The organism is Sphingobium sp. DC-2 (assembly GCF_000722555.1).
Taxonomy (GTDB): Bacteria; Pseudomonadota; Alphaproteobacteria; order Sphingomonadales; family Sphingomonadaceae; genus Sphingobium; species Sphingobium quisquiliarum.
Genome location: NZ_JNAC01000165.1, coordinates 166,491 through 180,652, shown reverse-complemented (window position 1 = coordinate 180,652; position 14,162 = coordinate 166,491). Strand labels below are relative to the sequence as shown.

Sequence of the window (14,162 nt, the reverse complement as noted above, 5' to 3'; positions counted from 1 at the left end):
GCGCGGGCCTCTTTTTCAAAAAGGCGCGAGTCACGCAAGGCTATTGCGGCATTCCAGCACCACGGGACCCAATATGTCCGCAAAGCGGCGCTGCCCAGCCTCGTCGGCGACCAGGTCCTGCCGCATCTCGATGCCCAGATAAGGGATGCCGTTCGCTTCGGCATGGCGGTTCATCGTCGCGTTGAGCAGCTTGCCGGAATAAGGCTGCTGGTCGCCGACGATCAGCCCGGCCTGCTCCAGCAACGGGATCGCGATGCACGCGGCACGGTCATCCTGATTGTAGAGGATGCCGATGTCCCATGGCCGATGCTGCTGCGGATCGCTGGCGAGCCGCGGGGTGAAGCTGTGCACGGACAGGATGAAGGCGTTCCCCATCCCCTCCAGAACGCGTTCGATATGATGATGATAGGGGTGATGGAAACGCATCATGCGATCGGCAAGGTCAGCATGGCGGTTGCCGGGGATGGCATGACCATCGCTCATCACCGGCAGCAGGCCCGGCGCGTCATCCTCCCGGTTGAGGTCGATCACCAGCCGCGACACCCCGCCCAGGATGGTGGTGCATCCCAGCTGCCCGGCAAGCAGGCGGCTGACCCCGGCCACGCCGATGTCCACGGCGATATGATCCTTGAGCAGCGCCGGATCGATGCCAAGGTCGATATCCTCTGGAACATGCGCCGATGCATGGTCCGCGATGATCAGCAGGTTGAGATCGCCGCCGTCAATCTGAGTAAAAGCCTCGCTCACGCCGCCCTGATCCTTGTTTCCATGACCCACCAGCCATCGCGCCGCCGCTTCAGGGCGGCCGCGGCGGCCTGCGCCTCCGCCTGCGTGCCAAAAAGGGCAAAGCATGTCGCGCCCGATCCCGACATGCGGGCAAGGCGGACGCCCGCGCATTGCCTCAGGTCCGCCAGCACATCCGCGATCACAGGCGCAATCCCCACGGCCGCCGGTTCCAGATCGTTGCGGCCGTCAGCAATCACGCCGTCCAGACTGCTGGCGTTCAACACGCCCCGATCCACCTGATCCCAATCGGCGAAGACCTGCGCCGTCGAAACCCCAACACCCGGATTGACGAGCAGCATGGGCGTGCCCGGCAGCCCCGCCAGATCTGCGCGCTCCAGCACCTCGCCGCGTCCGCGCACCATCTGCGCCGTGCTGGCGAGGCAGGCGGGCACGTCCGATCCGAGCGACAAGGCAATCCGCTCAAGCTCCGGCTGTGGGACACGCGCATCCCACAACCGGTCCAGCAGGCGCAAGGCGGCGGCGGCATCGGCCGATCCTCCGCCGATGCCGGACGCCACCGGCAGATTCTTGACCAGCCTCAACGTCGCGCCGCGTCCCTGCCCCACCTGGTCCAGCATGGCGCGCGCAGCCTTCATGACCAGATTGCCTTCCCCCGCCTCCAGCCCCGCCGCAAAAGGGCCTTCGATGGTCAGGCTGAGCCCGTCGGCGATGCGCCCGGTCAGCACATCGCCATCCTGCGCGAACACGAACAGGCTTTCCAGCGCATGATAGCCATCTGCCCGCCGCTCCCGCACATGGAGCGCGAGGTTGACCTTCGCATAAGCGGTCTCGGTCAATTCTCCCACGCCGGGCGCGACGCCGGGCGGCATGTCCGCATCAAGGGGCGGCATATTCCGGTTTCAATCCTTCCCGTGTCTTGGCCTTGAGCCGCGCCGCCGCCTCGCCCTCCGCAAAAACGGCCGCCGCCTTCCAGGCATATCGCGCCTCGAACCGGCGGCCCGCCGTCCAGAGCGCATCGCCCAGATGCTCATTGATCGTCGCATCGCTTGGAGCGCCCGCCGCCGCACGCTCCAGCACGGGCACGGCTTCCGTCACATTGCCGGTCACGAACTGCGCCCACCCAAGCGAATCCATGATCGACGCATCTTCGGGCTTGAGCGCGCTCGCCTGTTTCAGCAGCGCCAGCGCCTCCTCCACATTCTGCCGCCGCTCGATCTGCGCATAGCCCAGATAGTTGAGCACCACCGCCTCGCCCGGCGCGGCCTTGGCGGCCCGCTCCAACACGGCCCGCGCCTCATCCCAGCGCCCCGCCTGTTCCAGCGCGCTGCCTTCGAACAGCAGGAGCGCCCAGGGCACGGCGCCGGGCGCATAGGCCGCCTGCGCCGCGCGAAACGCCTCGGCGGCCCCGCTGAAATCCCCGGCATTGGCCAGCAGGCGGCCCAGCCGGACATGGCGCTCCGCACTTGCGCCCGGCGCGGCGGCCAGGCTGCGCGCCAGGCGGATGGCCGCTTCCTTGTCGCCCGCCTGCGCCAGCGCATCGGCGAGGGCGGCCTGCCCCAGCACGCCGAACCAGCCATCGGCCGGAACCTTCCGCGCCTCCTCAATGGCGTAGCGGGAATATCCCGCCTCGCTCAGCAACTGCGCAAGGACGATGCGGCCGTCCACGCCGGACGGATTGGCGAAGCTGCCGATCCGGGCAAGGCGGATGCCCAGAATGCGCGTCGCGTCATCCGTGCTCACATCCGTCGCAAGGCGCGTCAGAAGCCGCCCAAATCCCTGTGCCGGCGTGAGCGGCTTTCCGGCGTCACTCCGCCCTTTCCGGGCATTCAGATCATCGCGCGCCCTGGCATAGTTCGCCTCGCCAGCGGGAAGAAGGGCAAGCGCCTGTTCCTTTGCCCCGCGCGCCGCCAGTTGCGCGGCGAAAAACAGGCGCAATTCGGTGAGGTCGGCCGTGCGCAGCGCCAGCGCGCGATTGACGGCTGGCCCGGCTTCCTTGACGTCGCCCCGCGCCAGCGCCTGCAACGCCGCATGCTCATCGGCATAGCGCTGCACCAGTGATGCGAACCGATCCGTCCCTTCCACTTCGGAAGCAGCGACCCTGCCCTCTCCCAGCGCGATCCAGCTACGCAGGATAGGCGCGAGAAAGGCGAAATTGCCCTCCGAAACGAGGCGGTCGGTCCACTGGCGCGCGGCCTGCCAGTCCTTGCGGCTGAGCGCGCCGGAAAGGAACAGCAGGGCGCCGTCCCTCGGCAAGACGCCCTGTTGATCCAGCAAGGCGGCGGACCGCATCGCCAGCGCCATGTCCCCGCTGATCAGGGCATGGAAATAGGATCGCCGCGCGATATCCATCTGATCCGGGTCAGCGGCCAGCGCCTGGCGGTAATTTTCCAGCGCGATCGCCGCCGCCCCATTGCTGTCGGCCAGACGGCCCCGCGCATAGGCGTGGAGCGCGCTGGTCCGGTCGACCGATGCGCGGGCAATGCCCGGCAGCATCAGCAACGGAACGGAAGAAAGGAGGATCCGCCTACATATTGGGATAGTTCGGCCCTCCGCCGCCTTCCGGCACGACCCAGTTGATATTCTGGGTCGGGTCCTTGATGTCGCACGTCTTGCAATGGACGCAATTCTGGGCGTTGATCTGGAAGCGCGGCGCGCCTTCGTCCAATCCCACCACTTCATAGACGCCCGCCGGACAATAACGTTGCGCCGGTTCGTCATAAAGGGGCAGGTTGTAGCTGATCGGGATCGACGGGTCCTTCAATTGCAGGTGGACCGGCTGATCCTCCTCATGATTGGTGTTCGACAGGAACACGGAGGACAGGCGGTCGAAGCTGATGACGCCATCGGGCTTGGGATAGTCGATCTTCGCGCACTGGTCCTTGCGCCAGATCTTCTCATTGTCGGGCTTGTGCTTCATCGTGAAGGGCAGGCCGATCTTGAGCGTGCGCATCCACATATCGATGCCCGCCAGCAGCGTGCCGATGGTGCCGCCAAACTTGGCCAGCAGCGGCTCGGCATTCTTCACGAGCTGCAATTCCCTGGCGACCCAGCTCGTCCGCAGATTATCCTCATAATCCTGCAACACGTCGCCGCCGCGCTCCGCCTTGATCGCCGCGAACGCCGCTTCGGCCGCCAGCATGCCGGACTTCATGGCCGTGTGCGTGCCCTTGATACGCGGCACGTTGACGAAGCCGGCCGAGCAGCCGATCAGCGCGCCGCCGGGGAACGCCAGCTTCGGAATGGACTGCCACCCGCCCTCGTTGATCGCGCGCGCGCCGTAGGACACGCGACGGCCGCCCTCCAGATATTTGCGGATTTCCGGGTGCTGCTTCCACCGCTGGAATTCCTCGAACGGGTAGAGATAGGGATTGCGGTAGCCAAGGCCCACGACGAAGCCCAGCGCGACCTGGCCATTGGACTGGTGATAGAGGAAACCGCCGCCATAGGCGTCCGTCAGCGGCCAGCCCTGGGTATGGATGACCAGGCCCGGCTTGTGCATGGCGGGATCGATGTCCCACAATTCCTTCATGCCGATGCCGTAGACCTGCGGCTCGCTATCGGCATCCAGATCGAATTGCCGTTTCAATATCTTGGTCAGATGCCCGCGCGCGCCTTCGGCGAAGAAGGTATATTTGGCGTGCAGTTCAAGCCCCGGCTGATAATCGGGCTTGCGATTGCCCTCGCGGTCGATGCCCATGTCGCCGGTCGCGACGCCCTTTACCGAACCATCCTCATTGTAGAGGATTTCAGCGGCGGCGAAGCCGGGGAAGATTTCGACCCCCAGCCCCTCGGCCTGCTCGGCCAGCCAGCGGCACAAATTGCCAAGCGATCCGGTATAGGTGCCCTTGTTGTGCATCCAGCGGGGCAGAGCGATGTGCGGCATGGAAAATTTGCCGCGCTTCGTCAGGAACCAGTGCTGATTGTCCGTCACCCATGTTTCGGCAAGCGAACAGCCCATGTCCCGCCAGTCCGGCAGCAATTCGTCAAGCGCCTTGGGATCGATGACAGCGCCGGACAGGATATGGGCGCCGATTTCCGACCCCTTTTCCAGCACGCATACCGCCAGTTCCTGCCCCGCGTCGTTCGCCAGTTGCTTCAGCCGGATCGCCGCTGACAGTCCCGCCGGGCCTCCGCCGACAATGACGATGTCATAAGGCATCGATTCCCGTTCGCTCATATGTCCTCCATCAGGCGTCCGGTGGTTCCCTCATCCTCAGTCCGGTCGCCGTATTACGTAAACGTTTTGCCATCCGTGCCGATGAAGATTCTTGACCACGGCGTCAACCTCTGGCCCTAGAAGATCGATGCGGGGAATATTGCAGGCAGATGCGGCGGCCGCCGCCAGCGCCTATCTGGCGTGGTGGGACCTTGCCGGCGTCGATTGCGCGACGGCGGAGGAGCCGGTGGACTGGCTGCGGCCAGCGGCTCCGGCGCAACCGGCCGCGCCCGCCATTCAAGCGCCGCAACAGGAAAAACCCGCAAGTCTGGAAGGGTTCCACGACTGGCTGGCGAATGATCCTCACCAGCCGGAACGGCGCTGGCCCGGCGCGCCCATCCTCCCGCAGGGCAAGGCGCAGGCGTCGCTGATGGTCGTCACCGACATGCCGGACCCTGCCGACATGACGGCCGGGACCCTGCTCGCCGACCGGGCGGGGCAGCTTTTCGACGCGATGCTCGCCGCGATCGGCCTTGTCCGGGCCGACATCTATCTGGCGTCGCTCTTTCTGTCGCGTCCGCCGGGCGGGATGGTCGAGGCTGCGGACCTGGGCGCCGCCGCTGGCCGCATGCGCACGCAGGTCGCTCTGGCGGCGCCCCGGCGGCTGCTGATATTGGGCGACCGCACGGTGCGGACCTTGCTCCCTCCCCCGAATAGCATGACGGGCGAAGGGGCGCGCATGATAGAAGATTTACAGTTTTTTAACCATGATGGCGGCAATGTGCCAGCCTTCGCCACTTTCCATCCGCGCCTGCTGCTGGGGCAGCCCGCGGCAAAAGCGGAATGCTGGCGGACCTTGCAGCGCCTGATCGAGGAAGAATAACGGTGATTCGCGTCCTGACCCGCTCGTCTTGCCTGGCTCTGGCCGCCATGGGGGCGCTCGCGGCCCTGCCTGCTTCGGCTGACACGACTTCGGCGGCGGCCATCCCGGCCAGCCTGTCCCGCTCCATCCTTGATGTCAGCGATGGAGACAAGGCGCGCTACGCCGCGATCTTTGCAGCGCTGTTGGATCAGAAATGGGCCGATGCCAAGGCGATGATCCTGGCGCTTGGCCCGGACGATCCGGTTCGCCCCGTGGCGCTGGCGCAACTCTATCTGGCGAAGGATTCGCCGCGCGTCGAACTGTTCGACCTTCTGGACCTCATCAACAAGGCAGCCTGGCTGCCCGACGCCGATCAGCTATCGCGCCTCGCCCAGAAGCGCGGCGCGACGATCCTGCCCGTCCTTCCGCAGGTGCAGAAGATGGTCTGGCTGGGCTCCGCTCCCCGCCGGGAATATGTGCCCACGGTCAAGACCGACCTGCTCGCGCAGGCGCTGGTGGCGCAGATTACCCCCTATATCAAGAATGACGATCCGGCGGGCGCGGAAGCGCTGCTCTCCAGCAGGGAAGCAGGCTTGTCGCCGGAGGGGCTGACGGAGGCGCGGCAACGCATCGCCTGGTCCTATTATATCGAAAATGACGACAGCAGCGCCCGGCGCATGGCTGCGCGCGCGCTGGACGTGCGCGCCGGTGGCGACTGGGCGGTGCAGGCGCATTGGACGACCGGCCTTGCATCATGGCGTCAGAATGATTGTACGACGGCGGCGCCCGCCTTCGCCAACGTGGCTGCGCTGGCGGGCAATGCCGACATGCGTGCGGCGGGCGCTTATTGGTCCGCGCGTGCCTATATGGTCTGCGGCCAGGCCGAAAAGGTCGAAAATCTGCTCAAGACTGCCGCGCGCAACGAAGACAGCTTTTATGGCCTGCTCGCCCGCGAAACGCTGGGCATGCCGCTCGGCGGCGCGCGCGTGGCCCCTCATTTCGGCGCGTCCGAATGGCGGCAGATCAAGGACAGCCCCAACATCCGCGCGGCCGTCGCCCTTGTAGCGATCGGCCAGAGCGGACGGGCCGAGGAGCTTATCCGGCATCAGGCGAAGCTTGGCGGCGCGGCCGAATATGATGCGCTGCTGAACCTCGCCGGAGCGCTCAACCTGCCCGCGACGCAGCTTTGGCTCGCCCATAACGGCCCTGCCGGAAAGAAGCCGGGCAGCTTCGCCCGCTTCCCCACGCCCGACTGGCGGCCCGATGGGGGCTGGCGCGTGGATCCCTCGCTCATCTTCGCCCATACCCTCCAGGAATCGGGCTTTCGCAGCGATGTCGTGAGCAGCGCGGGGGCGCGCGGCCTGATGCAGGTGCTGCCCGGAACAGGCGGCGACATGGGCCTTTCCTCCCCGGCCCAGCTATTCGTGCCGTCGACCAACATGGAATATGGCCAGCGCTATCTGGAAAGCCTGCGGGACATGAGCGCGACCGGCGGGCTGCTGCCCAAGGTGATGGCCGCCTATAATGCGGGTCCCGTGCCGGTCGAACGCTGGAACAGCGAGGTCAAGGACAATGGCGACCCGCTGCTTTTCATCGAGTCCCTGCCTTATTATGAAACCCGCGCTTATGTGAACACGGTCATGCGCAACTATTGGATGTACCAGATCCAGGCCAAGGGCGAGGCGGAGTGCCTGACCGGCATGGCGCAGGGCATGTGGCCCGCCTTCCCCACGGCCAAGGGCGTTCGGATGGTCCGCCTGACGCAAAAGGGCCAGATCAACGCCCCGGTGATCGCGGGCGGCTCCGACTGATGCCCATTGATGAAAGCCGCCCTTTCCAGCCGGTGCGGATCGCCCTTCTGACCGTATCCGACAGCCGGGGCCTCACGGAGGACAGGTCCGGCGACGCCTTGGCGGACAGGATAGAGGCCGCCGGGCACATATTGGCCGATCGCCGCATCGAAAAGGATGATCGTTCCGCGATCGTGGCGCGTCTTCATGCCTGGATCGACGATCCGCAGGTCGACTGCGTGATCACCACCGGCGGCACCGGAGTCACTGGCCGCGACGTGACGCCCGAAGCCCTGGCGCAGGTGCAGGACAAGGAAATACCCGGCTTCGGCGAACTGTTCCGGTGGCTCAGCTATCAAAGCATCGGCACCTCCACCATCCAGTCCCGCGCCACCGCCTGCGTTGCGCGCGGCACCTATATCTTCGCCCTTCCCGGCTCGACCGGCGCGGTGAAGGATGCTTGGGACGGCATATTGGCAAGCCAGCTCGACAGCCGCTTTCGTCCCTGCAACTTCGTGGAACTGATGCCCCGGCTGCTGGAGCGCTGATCAACGGGATTGCAAATTTGTTCTTCTTATGTTCTAAGCAGCCATGGCTGTGGAGAAGGGCAGAGGCGCAACGTTGAACGGCGAAAGCCGCCGCTTCAACCTGTCCGAACATATTGCCGACGGCGACTGGCTCGACGCCCTTGAACAGGTGGACGGCCCCTCCCCGAAGTTGCGCACGCAGGTGACGGTGGAACATCCCCGCACCATCATCGCGCGCAACAGGTCGCCCGACATCGGCTTCACCCAATCAATCAACGCCTATCGCGGCTGTGAGCATGGCTGCATCTATTGTTTCGCTCGGCCGACACATGCCTATCACGATCTGTCGCCGGGGCTGGACTTCGAAACCCGCCTGTTCGCCAAGCCCGATGCCGCCAGGCTGCTGCGCGAGGAATTGTCGCGCAAGTCCTACCGGGTGGCCCCGATCGCCATGGGCACCAACACCGATCCTTATCAGCCGATCGAACGCGACTGGAGGATCACGCGTGAATGTATCGAGCTGCTGGCGGAATGCCGCCACCCCCTGTTCATCACAACCAAGTCGGACCGGGTGCTGCGGGATCTGGACCTGTTGACCGGCATGGCGAAGGATCAGCTGGTGGCGGTCATGATCTCCGTCACCACGCTGGACCCCAAGGTCGCGCGCACGCTTGAGCCGCGCGCCGCTCATCCGCTCCGGCGCATCGAGGCGATCCGGCGGCTGACGCAGGCAGGCGTGCCGGTCACCGCCAGCCTGTCGCCCATCATCCCCGCCATCACGGATCATGAGATTGAGGTGATCATCGCTCGCGTCGCCGCGGCCGGGGCGCGTGACGCGGCTTTCATCCCGGTCCGCCTGCCGCACGAAGTCGCGCCCCTGTTCCGCGCCTGGCTAAAGGAACATTATCCCGACCGGGCCGGAAAGGTGATGGCGATCATCCGCGACATGCGCGGCGGGCGCGACAATGATCCGGGCTTCGGCACCAGGATGCGCGGGCAAGGCGTGTGGGCCGAGCTGATCCGCACGCGTTTCCTGAAAGCCCGCAAGCGCGCCGGTCTTTCAAGCGAGCGGCTGACGCTGCGGACCGACCTGTTCCGTCCGCCGGGGCAGCAGGGACAGCTGCGGCTGCTGTGAGGAAAAGGCAGGCGGGTCAGCCCGCCCCCCTGTTCCGGTCGGCTCAGCGCGAAGCGAGTTGCTGCCGCTTCGCCGTCAAGGCCCAGCGCTGGGCCGTGGCATCGGGCGCATTTTCGCGCACGAAGCACTGGCCGCGTTGCGCGCGGATGCTGCGGCACAGCGCCACTGCTTCGGCCCGGTCGCCAAAGCCGCTCACCGCCAGGCGGGAGAAGGTCGCGCCATTGACCTTGATCTGGCTGGTCAGGGCAGGACGCGCGGCGATCGCAGTGTTGCGGCGCGCCAGGGCGAACCATTTTTCCTTGGCGATGGCCGCATTGTCATAGGCGCCGAGCTGGACGACCCAATTGCTTACCGGGCCAGCCTGACGGACGGGCCGGGTCGCCGCAGCCGCACGAGCCTTAGGCGCGGGCGCAAGCGCGGCGCTGCGGACAACAGGCTTGGGCGCGGCAAAGGCCGGAGCAGGGACCGGGGTGGCGGCCGCCACATCAGGCAAAGTCTCGTCGACCGCAGGCGCATCGGTGGTATCGGCGCTGGCCACGGCGATCTCAGGAGAAGGCGCTGCGGCATCGCTCGCGGCCACGTCCACGGCATCCTGCCGGGGCGCAAGAGCAAGCGCGACCGGCTGTCCGGCATCTGCGCCGTCGATGCTCACGCCCATGAACAGGGCGATGCGCTGCGCGGTATAGACGGGGGCGGCGCTTTGCGCCCATTGCGAGATGCGCTGATTCGCGGCCAGCGGTTCAAGGTCGAACCCGGCCATCATGCGCGCGTCCTTCCACCGGCCTGCCAGAGCATAGGCATAGGCCAGGTTCTGCCGCGTCTGCGCGGTGGCTGACGGATCGTGGATCGCTTCGGACAGGATGCGCACGCCTTCCTCTGCGTCGCCCGCCATCGCCATGGCCAGCCCATAATCACCAGCGGGCACGACATCGGCATTGGCGCTCAGCAATTCGCGCGCGGCCTCATTCTTGCCCAGAGCGGCTTTCACCAGCGCAAGGCTGACGATGGTGCGCGCATCGCGATTGCCCAGCGTCATGGCGTCGGTCAGCGCCGTCTCCGCCGAAGCGAAACGCCCGCTCGCCACATAGGCGCGGCCCAGCAACTGACGATAGGCCGCGTTGCGCGGATCGGCGCTTACCGCCGCTTCCGCCGCCTTCACTGCCTTTGCGCCATCGCGGCTGGCCAGAGCCTTTTCCGTGGCGGCGGCGAGCGAATCGCGATCCTGCCGGTGCTGCGGTGCAGCGGCCGAAGGGCGGAAAGCCGATCCGGCGCAGCCCACCATGGTCGTTGCCAAGATCAGCGACGAAACCGCCGCCTTGGCGAAAGCCGTGCGTTTCATGCCGTGGTCCTTCTTCTTCAATGCGTGTCGCGTTCGCCCGGCACCTGCTGCGCCAGACGGTCGATTTCCGGTAGCGTGGCCAACAGCGCGTCCAGCGCATCGGTCACGATCTGCTGAGCCGATCGGCCGCTGACCGCGCAGGCGAGCCGCAGCCGCAGATGCCGTTCGGAATCCAGCCGCAGCGTGAAAGCCGCCTTGCGTCCTTTCGGCACGGTACGGGTAACGGGCGCGGCGGCTGCGACGGCGTCCTTCACGCGCTCCGCCAGTTCCACGCGCTCCACCACCACCGGGGGCACGGGCGCGGCGGTCACCGGCGTCGTCATGGGCGTCAGGCCCACCACCGAACGGGGTTCGGCCGGAGCAGGTTCGGGCTCCGTCACGTCAAAACCCATGTCGTTCCAGCCAAGGTCATCCTGCAACATCGCCGCGGCGGCCTGGCCGCCAAAGCCCATGACGGGGCGGCGCATCGCGGGCTGGGCCGCTCCCTTGCGGGCAAGAAGGCCTGAGGTCAGGGAGGCGAGCGGTTTGGGTTCGGCCATGTCTCTTCCCTCCCTCACTGGCCCACGACGCGGCGGCCAAAGCCGCCCGACGCGGGACGAAGCGCGCCCGATGTGCTGCCGCTGTGGGGCACCGAAAATACCGTGCGCCGGAAATTCTTTTCCAGGCGGTCGGAAACATAGCTCCAAAGCTGTTCGACCTCCCCGGCGGAGCGTCCCTTGGGATCGACCTCCATCACCGTGCGGCCGTCGATCATGGATGCGGCGAAATCGGTGCGGTGGTGCAGCGTGACCGGCGCGACCGTGCCATGCTGGGAGAGCGCGACGGCGGCTTCCGACGTGATGCGCGCCTTGGGGGTGGCGGCGTTCACGACGAAGATCAGCGGCTTGCCCGCCCGTTCGCAAAGGTCCACGGTCGCGCCAACGGCGCGCAGGTCGTGCGGGCTGGGACGGGTGGGAACGACGATCAGTTCCGCCACGGAAATGACGCTCTGGATCGCCATGGTGATGGCGGGCGGCGTATCGATGACGGCCAGCTTGAACCCTTGCTGGCGCAATATCTCCAGATCGGCGGCAAGGCGCGCCACCGTCGTCTGGGCAAAGGCGGGGAACTCCGCTTCCCGCTCGTTCCACCAGTCGGCAAGCGACCCCTGCGGATCGATGTCGATCAGGACGACAGGCCCCGCCCCGGCCATTTGCGCCTGCACGGCCAGATGCCCGGACAATGTGGTCTTTCCAGAACCACCCTTTTGCGATGCCAAAGCAAGTATGCGCACGCAATTTCCCCCAGATTTTCAATCGTCCGGGAAATTGCCACGCAGGCGCCTAAAATTTGGTTAATGCGGCGCATGGGCCTTCCGGCGGCTGGAATGGGGGGGCATCGGCGGGCCTATAGTTAATGTTGCTAAGTTGCTCTTAACCTTGTTCGATCATAGGCTGCTGCAAAGCGATACGCTGGGAGCATGTCAGATGAAGCAGATGTGGGCCGCGCTGGCCGCGGGAATGATGGCCGCCCTTGCGCAACCGGCGGCGGCGGACGTCAAGACTGGCGTCGATGCATGGCAGCAGGGCGATTATGCCAAGGCCGTTGCGGAATGGCAGCCGCTGGCCCAGGCGGGCGATCCCGACGCGCAGTTCAACATGGGTCAGGCCTACAAGCTGGGCCGCGGCGTTTCCGCCAATATGGCCACGGCGATCCAATGGTATCGCAAGGCCGCCGAACAGGGTCATGTGCGGGCGGAGGATAATCTGGGCCTGCTGATGTTCCAGCAGGGCGACCGGGCGAGCGCCCTGCCCTATCTGGAACGCGCCGCCAACCGGGGGGAGCCGCGCGCGCAATATATCGTCGGCACCGCGCTGTTCAACGGCGACCTGACGCCCAAGGATTGGGTGCGCGCCTATGCTCTGATGACCCGCGCGTCGGCCGCCGGGCTGGCGCAGGCGACCGCCAGCCTCAAGCAGATGGACAAATATATCCCCGCCGCGCAGCGTCAGCAGGGCGCCGCCATGGCGAATGAGGCAGGCCGCAAGGATCTCGCCGCGCTCGATCAGGACGACCGCCGCGACAAGAAGGGGGCCTCCGTGCCAGCCACTGCCCCAACTCCGGCGAGGAAGGAGGCATCGCCCCCGGCGGAAAGCAAGCGGACCGCCGCGCCCCTGCCCCCCGCCGCTGCTCCCAAGCCGGTGGAGAAGGCCGCTCCCGCCAAAGCCGCTCCGCCCGCAAAACCGGCCAGCGGCCCATGGCGGGTGCAGTTGGGCGCTTTCAGTGAAGAGGGCCGCGCCCGCGCGCTCTGGAACAAGCTGAAAGGTCAGGTCGGCGGACTGTCCGCCTATCAACTCTTCCTGGTCAAGGGCGGGGCCGTGACAAAGCTCCAGGCCGGGCCACTGTCCAGCAGCGCGGAAGCCGCCCGCCTCTGCGGCGCGATCAAGGCTGCGGGCGCTGAGTGCATGCCCCGGAAGATGTGAGGAAAAGCCGGGCTGCTGACGGGCGTCAGGCTTGGCTTTTCTCCGGCAAGAGGCGATAAACCGTGCTCAACCGGAGCGCGCCATGAGCAATGGAAATATCCCCGCCCTCATCCGATCGTCTTTAGGCGAGCAGGCCGCTGACGAGGCATTGGCCTCGCTCGCCATCGATCCGCAACTGCTGGGGGAGCAAGGTCCCGCCATTTCACGCGCCGCCTTCGCCATGGCGATGAACGTCCTCTTGTTCCACGGGCTGCTGCAAAGGGTCCCTGACGGAGCGGCCTATGTCGCCAATGTGCGTGCGCGGGGAAAAAGGATCGTCTTCGACCATGGCGCGCTGCGCACCGTGCGCCTGCCCCACGGTCCGACCGGCGCCTTGCCAGCGGGCGAGGACGCCTTCACCCGCATATTCCTGCCGCTGGGCTATGAGATGGCCGCCGTCTATCCGCTCGACCGGTTGAAGATGACCGGCCGCGCCTACCGGCACAAGGACGCGCCGGAAAACATACCCCAATTCTTCCTGTCGGAACTGCATGTCGACCGTTTCGACGCTGAATTTCTGGAAGCGGCCAGCCGCCTGTTCGGAACGTCGCGTGATCCTCTCGACGCCGATTGCCGGGACCTGCTCGCCCGCTACTCCGCCGGAGAGCCGGTAACGTTCGATCAGGCAGCGGCGGTTCTCCCTGTCATCGTCACCGCGTTCGACAGGCAGCATGACCCCGTCACGCTTTCGGACTACGAACTGCTCTTGTCCCGATCCCATGAGGCGGCGTGGATCGCGACGGAGGGCAATGCCTTCAACCATGCGACCGATCGCGTGGCCGATGTGGAAGCGCTGGCGGCGCGGCTGCGGCAGGAAGGCTGGCCCATCAAGGACAGGATAGAGATTTCCCGGACGGGCCGCGTGCGCCAGACCGCCTTCCGCGCCGACACGGTCGAACGGCTGTTCGCCGACAAGGAAGTGCGCCGCGTTCCGGGCTCCTTCTATGAATTCATCAGCCGCGATATCGACCCGGCGACAGGACGCCTGGACCTCAGCTTCGATACGGGCAACGCCACCGGCATTTTCGCGATGACCAGCGCTCAGCCGTCACCGCAGCCTTAACGGCTTGATCATGCCGGCCGTATAAGGCAACCGCTATCGCAA

At 66.2% G+C, this 14,162-nt stretch carries 13 protein-coding genes; 6 read left to right on the top strand and 7 right to left on the bottom strand.

From position 1 onward, the window contains the following. Nucleotides 1-30: 30 nt before the first annotated feature. The 4 genes from ET21_RS0124880 to ET21_RS0124865 are packed head-to-tail and all read right to left on the bottom strand — an operon-like array spanning nt 31 to nt 4,924. A complete protein-coding gene (locus tag ET21_RS0124880) occupies nt 31-747 on the bottom strand; it encodes an N-formylglutamate amidohydrolase (protein WP_030541787.1) in 717 nt (238 codons plus the stop codon). Then, nucleotides 744-1,637 (bottom strand): 4-(cytidine 5'-diphospho)-2-C-methyl-D-erythritol kinase, encoded by an 894-nt coding sequence (locus ET21_RS0124875; RefSeq protein ID WP_030541786.1) that lies wholly within the window; start codon nt 1,635-1,637, stop codon nt 744-746. Before ET21_RS0124875 ends, ET21_RS0124880 begins: the two co-directional genes overlap by 4 nt. Further along, nucleotides 1,624-3,240 (bottom strand): tetratricopeptide repeat protein, encoded by a 1,617-nt coding sequence (locus ET21_RS0124870; RefSeq protein WP_030541785.1) that lies wholly within the window; start codon nt 3,238-3,240, stop codon nt 1,624-1,626. The genes ET21_RS0124875 and ET21_RS0124870 overlap by 14 nt, the downstream gene beginning before the upstream one ends. Before the next feature lie 31 nt (nt 3,241-3,271). Then, a complete protein-coding gene (locus ET21_RS0124865) occupies nt 3,272-4,924 on the bottom strand; it encodes an electron transfer flavoprotein-ubiquinone oxidoreductase (protein WP_030541784.1) in 1,653 nt (550 codons plus the stop codon). A gap of 127 nt (nt 4,925-5,051) precedes the next feature. Between ET21_RS0124865 and ET21_RS0124860 the strand changes: the two genes are divergently transcribed. Genes ET21_RS0124860 through ET21_RS0124845 form a run of 4 tightly spaced genes read left to right on the top strand, consistent with a single transcriptional unit; the run spans nt 5,052 to nt 9,217 of the window. Continuing rightward, complete coding sequence (locus tag ET21_RS0124860; protein WP_030541783.1) at nt 5,052-5,786, top strand: uracil-DNA glycosylase family protein; 735 nt, start codon at nt 5,052-5,054, stop codon at nt 5,784-5,786. 2 nt (nt 5,787-5,788) lie between these two features. Further along, nucleotides 5,789-7,576: a lytic transglycosylase domain-containing protein gene (locus ET21_RS0124855; protein ID WP_030541782.1), complete on the top strand. Its 1,788-nt coding sequence runs from the start codon at nt 5,789-5,791 to the stop codon at nt 7,574-7,576. Next, a complete protein-coding gene (gene moaB, locus ET21_RS0124850) occupies nt 7,576-8,103 on the top strand; it encodes a molybdenum cofactor biosynthesis protein B (protein ID WP_030541781.1) in 528 nt (175 codons plus the stop codon). The genes ET21_RS0124855 and moaB overlap by 1 nt, the downstream gene beginning before the upstream one ends. A gap of 43 nt (nt 8,104-8,146) precedes the next feature. After that, entirely contained in the window at nt 8,147-9,217 is a 1,071-nt protein-coding gene (locus ET21_RS0124845) for a PA0069 family radical SAM protein (RefSeq protein ID WP_030541780.1), read from the top strand. A gap of 43 nt (nt 9,218-9,260) precedes the next feature. Here ET21_RS0124845 and ET21_RS0124840 read toward each other — a convergent pair whose 3' ends face one another. The 3 genes from ET21_RS0124840 to ET21_RS0124830 are packed head-to-tail and all read right to left on the bottom strand — an operon-like array spanning nt 9,261 to nt 11,829. Then, complete coding sequence (locus ET21_RS0124840) at nt 9,261-10,556, bottom strand: SPOR domain-containing protein (RefSeq protein WP_030541779.1); 1,296 nt, start codon at nt 10,554-10,556, stop codon at nt 9,261-9,263. Nucleotides 10,557-10,573: 17 nt separating this feature from the next. Next, on the bottom strand, nt 10,574-11,095 hold the full coding sequence (locus tag ET21_RS0124835; RefSeq protein ID WP_030541778.1) for a hypothetical protein: 522 nt from the start codon (nt 11,093-11,095) through the stop codon (nt 10,574-10,576). A 14-nt stretch (nt 11,096-11,109) separates the two neighbouring features. Next, nucleotides 11,110-11,829 carry a ParA family protein gene (locus tag ET21_RS0124830; protein ID WP_030541777.1) on the bottom strand — a complete coding sequence of 240 codons (720 nt, stop codon included), beginning with the start codon at nt 11,827-11,829 and terminating at the stop codon, nt 11,110-11,112. A gap of 193 nt (nt 11,830-12,022) precedes the next feature. On the opposite strand from ET21_RS0124830, the gene ET21_RS0124825 reads away from it, so the two are divergent. Next, on the top strand, nt 12,023-13,018 hold the full coding sequence (locus ET21_RS0124825) for an SPOR domain-containing protein (RefSeq protein WP_021237239.1): 996 nt from the start codon (nt 12,023-12,025) through the stop codon (nt 13,016-13,018). Between the two features lie 82 nt (nt 13,019-13,100). After that, a complete protein-coding gene (locus ET21_RS0124820; RefSeq protein WP_030541776.1) occupies nt 13,101-14,120 on the top strand; it encodes a DUF1338 domain-containing protein in 1,020 nt (339 codons plus the stop codon). Nucleotides 14,121-14,162: the final 42 nt, after the last annotated feature.

Coding starts and splice junctions, on each gene's coding strand:
- ET21_RS0124875 (WP_030541786.1), bottom strand. CDS start 1,637: ATGCCGCCCCTTGATGCGGACATGCCGCCCGGCGTCGCGCCCGGCGTG.
- ET21_RS0124870 (WP_030541785.1), bottom strand. CDS start 3,240: ATGCTGCCGGGCATTGCCCGCGCATCGGTCGACCGGACCAGCGCGCTC.
- ET21_RS0124865 (WP_030541784.1), bottom strand. CDS start 4,924: ATGAGCGAACGGGAATCGATGCCTTATGACATCGTCATTGTCGGCGGA.
- ET21_RS0124860 (WP_030541783.1), top strand. CDS start 5,052: ATGCGGGGAATATTGCAGGCAGATGCGGCGGCCGCCGCCAGCGCCTAT.
- moaB (WP_030541781.1), top strand. CDS start 7,576: ATGCCCATTGATGAAAGCCGCCCTTTCCAGCCGGTGCGGATCGCCCTT.
- ET21_RS0124845 (WP_030541780.1), top strand. CDS start 8,147: ATGGCTGTGGAGAAGGGCAGAGGCGCAACGTTGAACGGCGAAAGCCGC.
- ET21_RS0124840 (WP_030541779.1), bottom strand. CDS start 10,556: ATGAAACGCACGGCTTTCGCCAAGGCGGCGGTTTCGTCGCTGATCTTG.
- ET21_RS0124835 (WP_030541778.1), bottom strand. CDS start 11,095: ATGGCCGAACCCAAACCGCTCGCCTCCCTGACCTCAGGCCTTCTTGCC.
- ET21_RS0124825 (WP_021237239.1), top strand. CDS start 12,023: ATGAAGCAGATGTGGGCCGCGCTGGCCGCGGGAATGATGGCCGCCCTT.
- ET21_RS0124820 (WP_030541776.1), top strand. CDS start 13,101: ATGAGCAATGGAAATATCCCCGCCCTCATCCGATCGTCTTTAGGCGAG.